Origin of the sequence: Leptospira barantonii (assembly GCF_002811925.1) — a bacterium.
GTDB lineage: Bacteria > Spirochaetota > Leptospiria > Leptospirales > Leptospiraceae > Leptospira > Leptospira barantonii.
This window is the reverse complement of record NZ_NPDS01000003.1, coordinates 1-15143: the sequence shown is the minus strand read 5'-3', so window position 1 is coordinate 15143 and position 15143 is coordinate 1. Positions and strand designations below refer to the sequence as shown.

Annotated in this window: 9 protein-coding genes; 4 read left to right on the top strand and 5 right to left on the bottom strand. The window is 43.5% G+C overall.

All coding sequences use genetic code 11. The annotated features are described in order from the left end of the window. Positions 1-5: 5 nt before the first annotated feature. The 5 genes from CH367_RS08695 to CH367_RS08670 all read right to left on the bottom strand — a co-directional run bounded on the left by CH367_RS08695 (position 6) and on the right by CH367_RS08670 (position 7150). Entirely contained in the window at positions 6-2084 is a 2079-nt protein-coding gene (locus CH367_RS08695) for an NAD(P)-binding protein (protein ID WP_100762124.1), read from the bottom strand. Between the two features lie 67 nt (positions 2085-2151). Continuing rightward, on the bottom strand, positions 2152-3075 hold the full coding sequence (locus CH367_RS08690; protein ID WP_100762123.1) for a hypothetical protein: 924 nt from the start codon (positions 3073-3075) through the stop codon (positions 2152-2154). A gap of 222 nt (positions 3076-3297) precedes the next feature. Further along, a complete protein-coding gene (locus CH367_RS08680; protein ID WP_100762121.1) occupies positions 3298-5019 on the bottom strand; it encodes a hypothetical protein in 1722 nt (573 codons plus the stop codon). Between the two features lie 141 nt (positions 5020-5160). Then, positions 5161-6264, bottom strand: coding sequence for an LIC_10091 family lipoprotein (locus CH367_RS08675; protein ID WP_100762120.1), 1104 nt, complete (start codon positions 6262-6264; stop codon positions 5161-5163). A 1-nt stretch (position 6265) separates the two neighbouring features. Then, on the bottom strand, positions 6266-7150 hold the full coding sequence (locus CH367_RS08670) for a formylglycine-generating enzyme family protein (protein WP_100762119.1): 885 nt from the start codon (positions 7148-7150) through the stop codon (positions 6266-6268). Positions 7151-7302: 152 nt separating this feature from the next. Here CH367_RS08670 and CH367_RS08665 point away from each other — a divergent pair, with 152 nt between their 5' ends. From CH367_RS08665 to CH367_RS08645, 4 genes are all read left to right on the top strand, one after another. After that, the gene (locus tag CH367_RS08665; RefSeq protein WP_100762118.1) at positions 7303-8829 is read left to right on the top strand and encodes a M14 family zinc carboxypeptidase; all 1527 of its coding nucleotides are present in this window, start codon (positions 7303-7305) and stop codon (positions 8827-8829) included. 2 nt (positions 8830-8831) lie between these two features. Then, on the top strand, positions 8832-9725 hold the full coding sequence (locus CH367_RS08660) for a DMT family transporter (RefSeq protein WP_100762117.1): 894 nt from the start codon (positions 8832-8834) through the stop codon (positions 9723-9725). 362 nt (positions 9726-10087) lie between these two features. Continuing rightward, positions 10088-14110, top strand: coding sequence for a DUF4132 domain-containing protein (locus CH367_RS08650; protein WP_244284524.1), 4023 nt, complete (start codon positions 10088-10090; stop codon positions 14108-14110). Next, entirely contained in the window at positions 14107-14646 is a 540-nt protein-coding gene (locus CH367_RS08645; protein WP_100762116.1) for a hypothetical protein, read from the top strand. The genes CH367_RS08650 and CH367_RS08645 overlap by 4 nt, the downstream gene beginning before the upstream one ends. The last annotated feature ends 497 nt before the right edge of the window (positions 14647-15143 follow it).

Sequence of the window (15143 nt, the reverse complement as noted above, 5' to 3'; positions counted from 1 at the left end):
GAAATTCAGAGAAAACATTGGGCCGCCTCGATGCCGCTTACGACGGTACTTTCTACACAACCGGCGTTTAACACCGAATTTTGAATCCAATCTCCGGTTATTACAAGATTGGAATATCCGTTAGCGCCCGCGGGAAGCCTATATTTTGTTGAACCTTTCACCGATAAGACATATCTTTCCGTGGGTTGAATGTTTAAACGGACATATTGCGAATCGATTCTTCTTTCTCCGAGCGCGGTCTTGTTCTGATCGATCAATAAATTCCAGTTGAATCCGGTCGACTTACCGTTCGGAGTCGTCGCGGGCCAAAGTCCTTTCGCATCTTGGTCAAGAAATTTCACAACTCTTTCCTTCAACTTTTTCATCTCTGCCGGGATGTCAGGGTTGGCTAAAGGATTCTTCGGTGTGATTCCCGAAGGAGAAGGTCCGCAGAAATACGCGAGATGATTCGGCCAAAGATCGTCCGGCCAGGATTCTCTTGCGATGAGATGGGTCATGTCGCACCAAGTATCGAAAGGTTCCACATACGATCCGAGAATCGGAGGTTCGTTCTTCCAATACTTCCATCCGAGACCGGCGATATCGGGATACATCCAAAGTTGGAATGCGTCCGTCAAACACGTTGTGATCGCTTCGGTCATGTCCTTCCATTGTTTGTTTTCTTTTAGGATTTGAGGACATACGAACGGAATCCCGCCTATTGAAATTCCGAACACGACCCGATCGAAATCCTTTCCGTATTCGAGATGGACTTCTTCCCGATCCTTCCAATCGGACCAATAGTTCTCGAGATCTATATGATCTTTTTTTAATGTTTCTCCTTCCACAATCTGATCGTAGAGAGGTTCGCTCGGCCAACAACCGAGACCCTTCACGTCGATCAGGGGAGAATATTCATCTTTCTTTAAGTTCACCTGTTTTCCGATTTTGATGGACTGAATACACGGTTTTCCGTCCGAGGTTCCGGGAATCACTTCCCTCACTCTATGAAAGAATTTTATGTTCACTCCCCGTTTTTTCAGGATCTCATAGATCGGAGTGAGAATGGTGTCTCCCATACCCGCCTGCATTCTATAAGCGACTGCACCCTTGTATGTGAATACCATTCGAAGCGCACCCTTAAGAGCAGTACCGGCCGCAAACGTATATTGGTCTACGCCGCCGAACACAAGGCCGTAGATCGCTTGAACGATCGCGGAATTGATCGTAAGTTCGCTCGCACCGTGACGTCTCAACCATTCTCTATAGTCGTAGTCGTCGATACTCTCGAAACCTTTTTCGAAAACCTTGTCTTCGATCATACCTTTGATGTTGGCAAGACTGAAGTCGATGAGAATCCAAAACCTTCTCGCTTCGGTATTGGATTCGATCTTGTTCTCGACTAATTTCCAGAGATGTTTTGCGAACTCATCCGCGATTTTCAAAAATCGATCGTGAGGAAAGTCGCCGCTCAGTTTGTCCAAAATTCTTTTTAACGTGAGAATGCATTTGCCCACCAGATCCAGACCGATGTCTTCCACGGTGTCCTCAACCCATTCCACGATTTGCTTCCAGATGCTTTGATTGTTTTCGTTTTGATGTTCGTTTTCGGGAAAAATATATTTCTGATTCTTTTTATAGTATTCGTTCACGTAGTCGAGAATCATCGACGGATACGTTTTCGGATCGGGAAGTTCCAACGTATCTCCCGGAATCTTATCGTTCATCGGAAACGAGATCGGCCAAGGTTGATAATTTCCTTTTACGTTTTCCTCCAATACGAAAAAGTTCGCGGGTTTAAACGCTTCTTCCCAAGTCGCCAAAGGATGAGTGAGAGGTCTTCCGATTTCCTCATAACACTTTTTAATGAGTTGAAAGGCGTGATCGTAAAAGCCGAACCAGATATGAAGACCGTGTTCCTCGATTCTGTTGTGGACTTCCTGGTTTCTTCCGCTCGCACATTTACCGCCGAGTCTCCAACCCAATTGATAAACCGTTATATCGTATTTTTTCTGCCAATCCGGTTGGGATGTGATTTCGTAAACCGTAACGAGAGAACTCAAGCCGCCCCCGAGGACGACTACCTTTTCCTTTTTATCCGCCATAAAAATCCCGCCTAACTCTCTTAAAAACGCGCAAAACGCTTTCGATTCTTTTTATATTCTAAAACTATCATGTGTTTTGATGGATGATCTTTCCGGGTGAGAAGTCGAAATCGAAATCACACCAAATTCCGAACTGAACCGGAACCGAGGTTCCTTTTAAGCCGAAATCGGAAACAAAAGGGAAATACGGATTGTCCAAAAGATCCAAAACGTAATTCCCTTCGAGAAGACCACCCTTGCGAAAATGAGTCACGTTGCTACTCGCTTCCACGATCGCTTGATAACAAGCCTGAGTCGGATTTGCCGCGTCTCTGAATTGTTTTAGAAACACCATTCCGAGTTCGGGAGAAAATAAGAAGTCGAGAAGATTGACTACAAGACCCATGCCGGGAATCGTAATCTTGGAAGGATCACCAAAAAGAATCTCCGCAAACTTGTTTCCGATCGCGGAAAAATTATCAAAGGATTCTTTCTTTTGAGAACCTCCGGGTGGACAAGTAAGAGTGAACATTCGTTGAGAAATCGCCTGACGATCCTTGCCGCGAGGAGTGATCGCATCCACGGAAAAGTATTCGGGAGGAACTTGAAGAGAAGGCATTTGAAAATCGCCTTGAATTTTATGAAAACCGTATATTTCTCTTCCGGTCGCCATCGCGGTGGGAATGTCCACAAAAAGATAGGGCTGATAAAAACGGATTCGAAGCGGGTCTTTTGCAAAAAGAGGAATCCAAAAACCCACGTCGGTTTCCTCCACCCAACCGCATTCGTTGCCGGGAACGAGATATTGTTGTTTGGCGAATACGAGAAATAACTTATCGGTGAACGCAGAGTAATGCGCGCTTCCGTTTGCGGGTCCGTTTAAGTCGCGATCTACGATCGATTGAATCGCATTCCGGTTTCCTTCTATGCAAAAAGAATAAAATTCCACCTGCTTCATCTGATAAGGCGGGGGAAGTTCCTGTTCGCCGCCGCGAACAACGTAATTTGCCATGTACTCTCCTATTTCTCGGGGTTCAAGGTTTCTTAGATTCCTTGAATATTGTAAATAATAAAATTACCGAAAACGGATGTTTATTTTGTTCTTTGTTCCCTTCTTTCGATTTTAAAAATAAAAAAAAAGAAGAATGCGGTTTTGAATTTTTAGATCCGATTTCGTCGACGGGGAATCGAGATGGAATGGAAGTCTTATGTCAAAAAGTCGAAGCGCGGTAGACTAACGTCGCTCAGGTGAAGAATATCTTCTTCCCGTAAGTTTGTGCCAAAGTTCGATCTCTTCGATTTTCTTTTTTCGAAAATTTTTAAATCGTTCCTGTGATGTCTCATTCCAGATTAGAATTTTATGATTTTCACAAGAAGAAACGAATGCGGGCTCACCAAATTCATATTTTAGAATATTCAAATCCAATCCCGGAAGAACCGCGAAGTTGTATTCCTGTTCGGGAGTTTTCGTAAACCAACTCCAAGAATTCTCCCAATATTCCGGATGTAAATCCGGCATATAGTTGTCCGCGCGCAGATTCGTTTCGGAAAAAATACGGATTCTTCTGGAAGTCCAAAAGTCCGCAAGTCCTCTTCCGAGACGAATGTTTCCGGGTTCTTCCGAAATCCGATCCAAACAAGCGGCCAAAACGTCCCGGTAGAAAGTCGGGTTTAAGTTTCCTTGAAACAAGATGAACAAAAGAGAAATAAAAAAGAATATATTGCAAAAAATGAATATTCCTTTTTTATAATTCATCATTAAACCGAAAAGAATATCTGCGAGAATTGGAATCCAAAAAAATAAAAGAGGCAACAGATATCGAAGATGAATTCCGTCTTTTTGGGAAATCCCGCTCAGACTGCCGATTACCACGATCCCGAACGTGGAAACAAAAACGCTTAGGATCAAAAATGAAAATCGATCGTAAGAATCGGAAGAAGTTCCGTTCGAGCCTTTCATTCTTTTTTCAAAAAAAAATTTCATGAACGTCAAGATCGGATAGGAGATCCATATAAACAAAAACGAAAACGGGGAGGATGCAAGTTGGGTTCGAAGCGTAACGAGAATCGGTTGAATCCAATTCCAAGAGGGAGTTCCACTATAGTATCCGGTTGGAATAAAAACAAAATCGGATTTGGTTAGGGTTCGATAAAAATACAAACCGAGTAGGGCGCAGAAAGTGGAAACGACAAGACCTTGAATCATGGATCGATTAAAATTTGTTCTGAGTTTTCCCAGACAAAAAAGAAAGAAGGGCGCGTTAAAGAACAAAAGAAACAAAGGATCGGAAACGATCAAAAGAATCTGCGCTGTTCCGAACAGAAACCAAAGAAAAAAAATGTTTCTCTTCTTAGGGTTTGAAAGGAGCTTCAAAAACGTAAAATTTACGAATTGGGATTTTGCGAAAACGCCGCTGGGATTTGAATTTCCATTCTCCCCAACTTCTGCGGATAAAATCGACAAACGTTTCCATGTCCCGAAACAAAGAAGAGAAAACGAAAGCGCGCCTCCGTGCGCGGCAAATCCCAAAACGGGAAAAAAATAAGAAGATACCGAGAATAAAATTAAAAAAATAGAATATACAAAAAGTATAATTCTATTTGTGTCCTCTTTTTCGGACTTTGTTTTTCGGTCCGCGTTTAGGAAAAACGAAACCGCAAACAACAAAAACAAGGCCTGAAAGGCATACGAAACGTAAACGCTGAGAAGGGAATTTTGGACTATGGCGTGGATCAAAAAATAAACCGCGACGTCCGGAACAACGAACGGAGAAGGAGTTAGGCTCCAACCGTAGAGCGGATTTCCGTCCGTGATTAAATCCTGATACAAAATGGCGGGATACAAATTGTCCGCGTTGAATGCGAGACGGGCGATTTCCGGATTGTTGTTTAACGAGATCAGGAAAATAGAAAGAGAAATGAGTAAAAGGATCGTTTCTTTTACGGAATTCTTCATGATACAAAATTCGATTCAGAGTGAATCGGCCATCGGAGAAGTGTAAAGTATTTTTTAAGAATTCGCAAGCGAGCTATAAAAAAGAAAAGCGGGCTTGAAGCCCGCTTTTGTATATTCAAATTTGATTGTATAGGATCGGTCTTACGGAGTGGTCGTAGCCGGTTTTGTTTGATTGGACGGCGTTGTAGTCGCAGGCGCCGGAGTTACGACCGGATCCTTGTCTACGACGGTGATTCCGTTTTTCTTATCCACGGTTCCGCCTTCGACCATGATTTGAAGGGAACGAAGACCGGGTTTGTTGCTCGCCAACCATTTTTGGAAATTGGAAATTTTTTGAACACAATAGTGAAAACCTCTGTCCGTAGAAATTTCGGAACCGGGAGACCAAGGAAAAAGATCTCTGCGAACGGAAATCGTTCTTACAACAAGAGACTTGTCGTCGACCGGAAGATTCAAAATCGAATTCTTAAATTCTTGCGGATACGCGAAGTATTCTTCCGCGTTGCTGAAGTAGATAATTCCCACTTTGTGACCGGCTTTTTTCAAAGTGTTTCCGATTCCGGTTAACGTTGTGTTTCCGAGTAGGTTTCCTCGAACCGGGAAAATTCTTCCCTCGACAGCAAGTTTGCGGATATAAGCGTATTGCGCGTCGTCGGTTTGAAACATTCCGTAATTGTATTTTTTGGAAAGCATCAGATTGGTTCTATGGCGTTTGCGGATAAACGGAGAAGCTTGTTTGTAAACTTTCTTGTAAACTTCCGGATCGGTAAGGGATGTTTGAATCAATTCAAGCGCTTCCTTTTCTCCTTCCTTTCCCCAAAGACGGATGAAGTCCTCTTTCTTTTCCCCTTTTTTCAAAAAGAGAATCGTGATCGTGTTTGCGTGAACTACGATCTGAGTGAAGTCCATTAGATAAATGAAATCCGATTTCGCCCAAGCCGCGATCGTAAGGTTTTGTTCCGAACCCACGCCCACATAGGCGTTTCCTACGTTTTGAACGTGAGGAATGAGAAGATCCAAACGATCCTCGTTGGATACGGTGGTATCACCTACGTCCCATTTGGTGGGAATGAGGACTTCTTGCGGGGTTTCCTTGAGAATTCCGAGTTTGGAAACGAGATCCTCTTCGCTTAACGCGGAGCGGCTTTGGCTTTCTTTGATCTTTTCAGAGCCAGAGCAGAACGAAAGTCCGAGAACGAGAAACGTAAGAATAAAATAAATTCCTAATTTAGAATTGTTGAACATGTTATTTGTTTGCATCCTTTGCACAACGGAATCCGAAGTGATGGTATTCCGGAAAATTTTCTGGGATATGGGATCTTCTTTTGGAACCTCTCGCATAACTTGCGGGCCACCACCAGGAACCGCTTTTTAAAACCTTTTTCGTATGGCCCGGACAGACATCTTTTCCGTCACAAGGTCCTTTCGGATCTTTTCCTCTACAAGAATCTCCGCAAGTTTTGAAGGAAGTGGAATACCAATCGGCGGTCCATTCCCAGGAATTTCCGGCCATATCATACAAGCCGTACACTCCGGGCGCTCTGGTTCCGACGTTTGCGGTCGGCATCAGATGAGGTTTCTCCGTTTTTTTGGCCACACATCCTTTGATGTCTCCGACTTCGATGATCGCTCTTTCGCAGGTCGCGGGTTCGTTTCCCCAAGGATATAAATTTCCGTTGGTTCCTCTCGCGGCCTTTTCCCATTCTGCTTCGGTGGGAAGACGTTTGCCCGCCCATTCGCAGAATTCCTTTGCGGTGTACCAGCTGATTCCCGCGGCGGGTTGTTTCGATCCTAAATACGGTTTACCATAACGTGGTCCGATGTAATTGCACTTTCCTGTTTTTAAACATTCCTGACATTTACCGGCGTTCTTGCACTTGTCGAATTCTTCGTTCGTGACTTCGTATGTGTCCATATAGAAGTCGCTGACATAAACCTTCTCTTCGGGTTTTTCATCCGATTCGTGTGTGTTGCTTCCTCGAACGAATTCTCCGGAAGGAATACATTTCATACCGGGGATTTCCTTGCCTCCGCAAGCCGCCGAATCGGCGAGAAGTCTGCACATACATCCCAAAGAAACCGCCGCTATCACCGCGGTTAAAAGAAGAATGTTACGAATTTTCGATTTCATGAAAGGGTTCCTGTTCTAAAGGATTCCCGATTTGGTAAGAATCATTTAGGATGAGGATAGACTGAAAAAGGAAACGGACAAAGCAAGTATTTTAAAAAATCTCTGGATTCTTGCGCCGATCGGGACAAACTAGTTCCGATCATTTAAAAAGAATGAAATCGTATTCCGCTCTTCCAATCCGTCTTTCGATAATCGTTGTTCTGAGCGCGATTTTATTCGTTTCCTGCGCCGGATTTTTTCGAAAGAAGATCCCGAATTCTCCCCTGAACGATCAAAGAAAAATGCTTCTGATTCGGATCGATCCGGGGCGTCTCGGAGAGTTCAGGGAGAAAACCGGAGGAAGATATTCCATCAGTTATCAGGAAACGGATTCGTATTATTCGGTGATGAATAAGGAAGACGTGGACAGATTCGGTTTTCCTTCTCCCGGTATCACGGTCGTCAAACAGTATCTTCCGTTTAAATATTATTCCGGTAATTATCAGGATCTGATCAACGAACAATTCGCCGGTCTCGAGGATCTCAAAAAAGGTTATAAGGATAATATATTAAATATTCATTATTTACTCGGAATCGCGAATCGTTTCTCGAAACAGGCCCGAGTGGAAGTAATCGGTAAAACGGCGAGGGGAAGGGAGATTCCCGCGCTTCTTCTGACCAACACGAGCGTTCCCGATAAGGAAAAAGTTTCGGTTCTGTTCAACTGCGCGCATCACGCGAACGAGGTCATCTCGATCGAACACTGTTACGATATCGTTTATTCCATTCTTTCCAAACCGAAAGAATATGATGAAATGCTAAACAAGTTGAAGATATGGGTCGTCCCTATCGTGAATCCGGACGGGGCCAGACATTTTTGGCACGTTTCCAATCTGATGGGTAGAAAGAACGGTTATCCGGGAATCGGTCCGGTCAACGACAAGATCAATCCTGGGGTGGATATCAACCGCAACTATCCTTTCTTCTGGGGAAAAACGGGAGGAGGTTATTCCTCTCCGAATCCTTCGAACTATTTTTACAGAGGGCCTTCCCCGGGTTCCGAACCCGAAACAAAGGCGATGATCGATCTCGCCAATCGGGAAAGGTTCGTAGCATCCATTAGTTATCATGCATATGCGAATTGTCTGTTGGTTCCGTATTCGATCGATTCTTTGAACAATCCCGAACCGGATATGGCCGGGGAATTGGGAAGAAAGATCGCGGCTTCGGTTGCGAGTCTCAATCCCGAAAAGGAATTCGAAGCGAGAAAGAATATTTATCCCATCGACGGGGTCGATCAGGATTATCTTTATTTCGCGCACGGAACTCTCGCGTATCTTCTCGAAACGACTCATCTCAATCCGGTTTATAAGGAAGTGGAGAAGGTCAACGTTTCCTTGAAGGAAACCTGGAACATTTTGTTAAACGAAGTTCTCGACGGAAGAAAGATCTTTTTAAAAGTCACGGACGAATCCGGAATTCCGATCGAAGCGAAAGTGGAAGTGGAACGAGTGAAATACTTTCAGGAAGAGGTTCGAACTTCCAATCCGAACAACGGATTTTTCTATCAGTTGTTTCCCGATCGAAAAGAAACAAAAATCCGAATTTCCAAGGAAGGTTTCGAACCCGTGGAAATCCGTTCCCGCCCGAACCGGGATTGGGAACCTCTCAAGATTATACTTAAGAAAAACAGAATATAATTATGTTTCGCATCGGACAATTCGGAAACGAGGCCTATCTCATACTTTGTACTTTGATTTGGGGCGGAACGTTTACCATGACGATCTTCGGACTTCGCGATACTTCTCCGTCGATCTTTTTGGGTCTTCGTTTCGGAATCGCAAGTCTGATCTTTCTTCCGTTCGCTTGGAAAGAATTCAAAAAAGGTAAAGTATGGTTTCCGGGCGCGTTTTTGCTCGGAATGTATTTGTATCTCGGGTTCGCCTGCGAAACGGTGGGATTAAAAACGACGACCGCGACAAAGTCCTCTTTTTTAATCGGAACGTTAGTCGTCATTACTCCGTTTTTAGAGGCGCTTTTCAAACGAAGGATGCCCGCCAAAGGAAATCTTCTCGGGGCCGCGGTGGTTTTTACCGGGATCAGTCTGATCTTTTTGGGCGAAATCGGAAGGGAAGGTTCCTTTCAAATTGCGAGCGGGGATTGGATCACACTCGGCGGCGCGCTTTTCTTTTCCCTGTATATCATTCAGATGGATCGAATGGGTTCGAACGTTCCGATCCGCGTTTCGGTTTTTTATCAATCCTTTGTCGCCGGTTTTTTTGCCTTGGTTTCCGTGATCGTTTTGCATTGGACCGGAATCGAAGAAGCGAAGTTGAATCCAAGCATGAGATTGATTCCCGGTGTTTTGTATAACGCGCTTTTGGCTTCGGTCCTTACCACGTTTTTGCAGACGAAGTATCAACACCACGTTTCTCCCACAAGGGTAGGAATCATTTTTTCTCTCGAACCAGTATTCTCTTCGATCATCGCTTATTTTTTGTTAGGCGAATCTTCGGGGCCGATTCGAATTGCGGGTTGTGCGATCGTATTCTGTGGTTTGATCTTGGCGGAATTGGTCGGAAAAAACAAAGAATAATACTAAAAAACATTTCGTTTTCCATTCTCCCTTGTCTCGCATTTGCCCATCGCCCGATCTGCGAATGGCTCGATATTTCATTTGTTATCGTTTCAACTCTTTTTCCATTGATTGTTTGTCGGAACAATTAAGAATTTCCGCTTCTTATAAAACGACATTCTGTTTTTGACCGGATTCATGATTCCGTTCGCCGAAACCTTTTCGATTTATATTTTATTAGAAATATTGAATATTCTATGTTGATTCTTTTCGTTTGTTTCCATTTAAAAATGACGTAAAAATCAAAAAAGGCTTGTTATAGAATCAGATTTCAAACCGGATGTTTGCTTGCAAAACGGGCAAATCCATTCTTAGGACCCAATATGATTCGCAACTTCATCTATCAAAAAGGAAGATCGGAAAAGTTCTTTACGATCGAGGTCGCTTCCGATTTCAAATCGATCGCAATTCTTCAAGGACAAAAACACGGAGACGCGAAAAAACCGGAAAAGGAAACTTTCGCATCCAAAGAACTCTGCGAGAAAAAAACGGAAACTCTCGTAAAGGCAAAACTCAAAGAAGGTTACGAAGAGGTTCCGATCGGAATCAAAAACGTAAATCCCTTCGATCTGAAGATTCTTGCGGACGCAAAAAAACAAAAGAGTGAAAAACTCAAGATCGACGTAAATCAATCCGTGGATTTGATGAACGAAATTCTCACCTTGGAGTTTTTGGAAGATTTAGAAATTCATAATGTATCGGAAATCCCGGATCGTTTGGGCTTGTTGAAAAATCTGAACGACCTTGAAATCCGAGACAGTAAAAATCTGAAAACGATTCCTTCTTCCCTGGGGGAATTAACCTCGCTGACAAGACTTACGATAGAACGCACCGGGATTTCAACTCTTCCGGATTCTTTGGGCGATCTAAAAAATCTCACCAATCTTTACGTTCAACACAACGAAAAACTCGAAGGGCTTCCGGATTGTATCGGTTCCTTAAAATCGTTAAAGCTTCTCTGGGCCTCCTACAACCGAGAAGGAGAAGACAAAAAAGGAAAACGCCCATTAACAATTTCGAATGCGATCGGAAATCTGGAAAACCTAGACGAACTCAATCTTTGTTCGAACGGGCTTTCCGAATTGCCTTCCGGTTTGGCTAACTTGAAAAATCTGACCGAACTCGAACTGAACTTCAACTTATTTAAAAATATTCCGGAATGTATATTCGAAATGGAGAATCTGGAAGTTCTTCAGATGATCTATTGTCCGATCCGTTCGATTCCGAAGGAATTTACGAAACTTGAAAATCTTTCCCGCTTAGAACTCGAAGGTCACGAGATCAAAAACGTTCCCGAAGAAATTCTGGAGGAAGGGGTGGAGGCAATTCGGGAATTTTTGAGCGATTCTCCCGAAAAAAAAGAAACGAGGTCGATCGTCTCCGAAGGCGCGGACCTCAAACAAAGTTTGGAATCGCACAAGGATTCTCTGGATAAATTTTATCGCGCCGTTAAAGGGAAGATGTATCAGGAGAATACGCGCAAAAAATTCGCGGAACTTCAAAAATATCTGCAAGGAGAAAGCGACCAGGTTCCCCAAACGGTTAAGGACGATCTTTATTACTTTCAGCCGATCACGGAAGTGTTGAGTTCCTTTAGAAATTGGTCCGCGGTCGATCATCGGATCCTCGCGTATATCACTCAGGGTTCTTGGGCGTTTGATAAGAATAAAAAGGGATTTTTCGAAAGTTTTTATCGATGGTTGGGCAGGGAGGTTACGGCGCATCCGGAGGATTCTTCCCTGTTTGCGGACGTTTTGAGCGCACTCAAACAACAAGGACAAGACGAGGCCGCGATTCTTTCGGAAAGAACGCATAACGTGGACGACTTCGTATTCACCGAAGACAAAAAAGTCACTTCGATAGGACGTTATCTTTTGGATCACGGGGAAGAATTGATGCCGCAGTTTTTGAAGGACAGTTTACCTTCTTCCTTCGTGGAATTGTATGTCCGAGAGGATTTCAAAAAAATAGAACCGCATCTCGAAGAGATCACGAAGATCAAGGAATACGACGGAACGGACGGTAAAAAACACATTCCGTTGGAGACGTTCGGAATTCTTACCCGAATCAAACCGGAACTTTTGGAACCGATCATTCTCGATCGATTCGAGAATATAGACTGTGTTTCCTGCAAAGCGGAGTTGATGTACGATCTGTACGAGGCGATGCCTAAAAAATATTCTGAAAAAACTTCCGAGTTCGCCAAATCGGTGTTAGTTTATATTTCCGAAAAGAAAAACTCGAACATAGATCGAGGGTATCGATTCTCTTGGTCCTTGACGAACGGTCGCAGATACGAGGACAATACTCCCGAGTTCATAGAATGGCTTCTTAAGAATTTCGGTTCCTCACTCAAGGATGAAGTATTCGCATACGTGGAAAAAACGAAGGTTTTGGATTTGAAGGTGACCGCGGTCGCAGTCAAGTATCTCGGTCAATCCGCAATCGACATAGCCGGCGAAGCCTTGGACATGACGATCAAAAACGACGATATCGCGGGTCATTTCAGACAGGCGTTCCAAATTCTTTCCAACTTGGATTATAACAAGTATTACGATAAGAGTTGGGAAATCGCGAAGAGCGAATTCAAAAAAGTAAGCGAAACCGCTTGTATGGCTCTGAGCAGATTGCCGGAAGAAACGGTCGTTCCCAAAGCGATCGAACTTTTAAAAGAAAAACAATCTCACGTTCGAGAAGCCGGCGCTCTTATATTAAGCTTATTGAATACTCCAAAATCGATCCAAGGTCTGAAGGTTTTGATCGAAACTGAAAAGAACGACGCGGTTCGAAACTTGGCTTCGGATCTGATCTACGATCAACCGAATTCGATTTCGGTTGCGGAAGCGAAAACTCGGATCGATATCGCAAAGAAATTGGGAAAACTCGAAAAACCGATCGCGAAGTGGTTGGACGAATCTAAACTTCCGAAAATTTTCTGGAAGGATAAAAAGCCTTTAAGCGCGGACGAGGTTCGTTATTTGTTCCATAGACAAAAAACGGTTTCGGAAATCGTTGTGGACAAGGAATTGCGGGACGTGATCGCGCTCGTGGACAAAAATTCCTGCAAAGAATTTTCCGAAAAACTTTTGGGTCTGATCCTAAAGAACGGAGGTTTTAAGGCCCCGAACCGTTTTGCGATCGGTGTTCTTGGGATTTTAGGAAACGATTCCATCGTGTCCACGATCGAAACCTTGGCGATCAAGGAAACCAATCTAAACGCATGCGCTTGTTTGGGTTTGATCCGTTCTCTCGACGCGGCCCTCGCTTTGGATTGGATCGCTCAAAAATTTAAAGCGAAATACCCGAACGTAAGGGAGGCCGCCGAAGAAGCGTTCGAATCGATCGCGTTCGGAATGGGACTGACTCCGTACGAACTTCAGGATAAAATGTTGCCCGATTTCGGATTCAAAGGTCTTAGCAAAAAATTGAATATTTCAAAAACGGAATATACTGTGAAAATCTCACCGAGTCTTTCCTTTGTATATCTGAACGGGGACGGCAAACCGGTCAAAACCCCGCCGAAACAAAACGAAACCGAAAAGAAAAAACAAAAAGAGGAGAATTCTCTTTTAAAGGAAACCGCTCGTCAATTCTCCGGAAACCTGGAAAACTCCATGGTCGTACAAAGAAAATGGTCCGTGGCGGATTGGAAGGAATTCTATCTCAAAAATCCCGTGGCGAACGCGTGTGCACAGAATTTCGTCTGGACGTTCGATTCCAAAGGAAAAGTCGAAACGAATCGGTTTCACTTGGACGGCGATAAAATTCTTACAATCGAAGACAAACCCGTAACGATCGACGAAAAAGCGAAGATCTATTTGGTTCATCCGTATTTGTTAAGCGAAGTGGAGAAAAAGGATTGGGCCGAAAAATTTAAAACGAAGGACGTTAAACCGACATTTCCTCAGTTGAATCGCCCGATCCATCTCGTTCCCGACGGCGATAAGGATAAGACGATGTCCCGCCAATTCGAGGACGGGGAAATTTCGGGAAGTACGTTCAAATACCGCGCTAAAAAATACGGATGGAGAAGGGGTTCGGTCGTGGACGCGGGCGAGGTTTCCTCGTATAAAAAGGTATTTCCGGGCGAAGAAATCGAGGTTTTCGTAAAACTCGAAGGGATGAACGTAAGTAGCTACGACTACGACGAAAAAGTCACGATTAAAGAATTCTTCTTCGTAAATTCCGGATCGATCAAAACGGGAAGTTACGTCTACGACGAACCGAGGGGAGAAGAGGATTTCAGATTGCATTCATTACAAAAAGTGAATCCGATTTTATATTCGGAAACCGTTTACGATTTGAAGAGAATTCTCGAAACCAAGGATAAAGACGACGAAGAATGAAAAGCGAACTCGCTTTGGAACAAAGATGCAGGGAATTGATCGGACAAAAGATCGAGAACGTGCAGTATTACGGAACTTTTGAAATATTCGAAAGTGCTCATAGTGTTTCCAGATCGGTTTATCTTTTCACATCGGATCAGAGGATTCATCGTTTCGGCTTCGAGGATGAATTCTCCCTTCGATGGGGTTTTGGCATTTCCGTAAAAACCGTCGTGGCCGTTTTTCCAAAGGACGACGAGGAACAACTTCACGAAGCCCGCGATCTTTGGAGAAAACAAATCGATTCTTCCCCGATCGTCGACGTTCGGCTTCATTGGAGATACATCGAAGACAGTCATCGTGTGTTGTTTCATTCTTACTCTCGAAACGATTATCCTCAGGATCTCGAGTTAATTCTGGAGAATGGAAAACGAATCTTTATCGGCGTCACTCGCATCTTAGAAGAGAATCGATGTAAGTTATTCACAAATCATCTTACCGTGTTCTTTGATCCGATTCAACGCGAAAGAATGTATAAGGATCCGATTCTTTGGTGAAGATGACTACGGCTGATTGACGGATTGCCTCGAGCTGAGTTTATTCTAATTTTAATATATTCAAAAATATGAATTCATTTTAATAGACCAAATAGTCTATTAAAAAATGCGATCCCATGCAAGAAATTGACCCGAGGAGAGGCGTGGAGCCGCTTTTTCAAAACCGATTTTCGGGGGAATTTTCGAAAAAATTTCTTCGATTTCACTCGGAATTCGGAATAATTTTTACAATAATTGCTTGCCGGGTCCGTTCGATTTTATAGATTGGTTTTTACGACGCTTTACCCATCCGGGTGAAGTTTTCAGCGAACAACTGGAGTAAAGTCAAAAGGGCGAATGGTTTCCATTCTCCTTTTTTGTTTTGTCTTCGGGAAACGCGATAGTTCTTTAACAACATATATACTGCGATAGAGAGGTTCTTAAGAGTAGAGGTGCTCTTGAGAACACAAAAATGTAAAGATTAGCAAAGACAATTTTGATTGAGTTGATATTGCGCA

What these genes read in the sequence shown, in the direction of transcription:
- CH367_RS08665 (WP_100762118.1), top strand. Translation starts at nt 7,303, where the DNA reads ATGAAATCGTATTCCGCTCTTCCAATCCGTCTTTCGATAATCGTTGTT.
- CH367_RS08695 (WP_100762124.1), bottom strand. Translation starts at nt 2,084, where the DNA reads ATGGCGGATAAAAAGGAAAAGGTAGTCGTCCTCGGGGGCGGCTTGAGT.
- CH367_RS08650 (WP_244284524.1), top strand. Translation starts at nt 10,088, where the DNA reads ATGATTCGCAACTTCATCTATCAAAAAGGAAGATCGGAAAAGTTCTTT.
- CH367_RS08645 (WP_100762116.1), top strand. Translation starts at nt 14,107, where the DNA reads ATGAAAAGCGAACTCGCTTTGGAACAAAGATGCAGGGAATTGATCGGA.
- CH367_RS08675 (WP_100762120.1), bottom strand. Translation starts at nt 6,264, where the DNA reads ATGTTCAACAATTCTAAATTAGGAATTTATTTTATTCTTACGTTTCTC.
- CH367_RS08670 (WP_100762119.1), bottom strand. Translation starts at nt 7,150, where the DNA reads ATGAAATCGAAAATTCGTAACATTCTTCTTTTAACCGCGGTGATAGCG.
- CH367_RS08660 (WP_100762117.1), top strand. Translation starts at nt 8,832, where the DNA reads ATGTTTCGCATCGGACAATTCGGAAACGAGGCCTATCTCATACTTTGT.
- CH367_RS08680 (WP_100762121.1), bottom strand. Translation starts at nt 5,019, where the DNA reads ATGAAGAATTCCGTAAAAGAAACGATCCTTTTACTCATTTCTCTTTCT.
- CH367_RS08690 (WP_100762123.1), bottom strand. Translation starts at nt 3,075, where the DNA reads ATGGCAAATTACGTTGTTCGCGGCGGCGAACAGGAACTTCCCCCGCCT.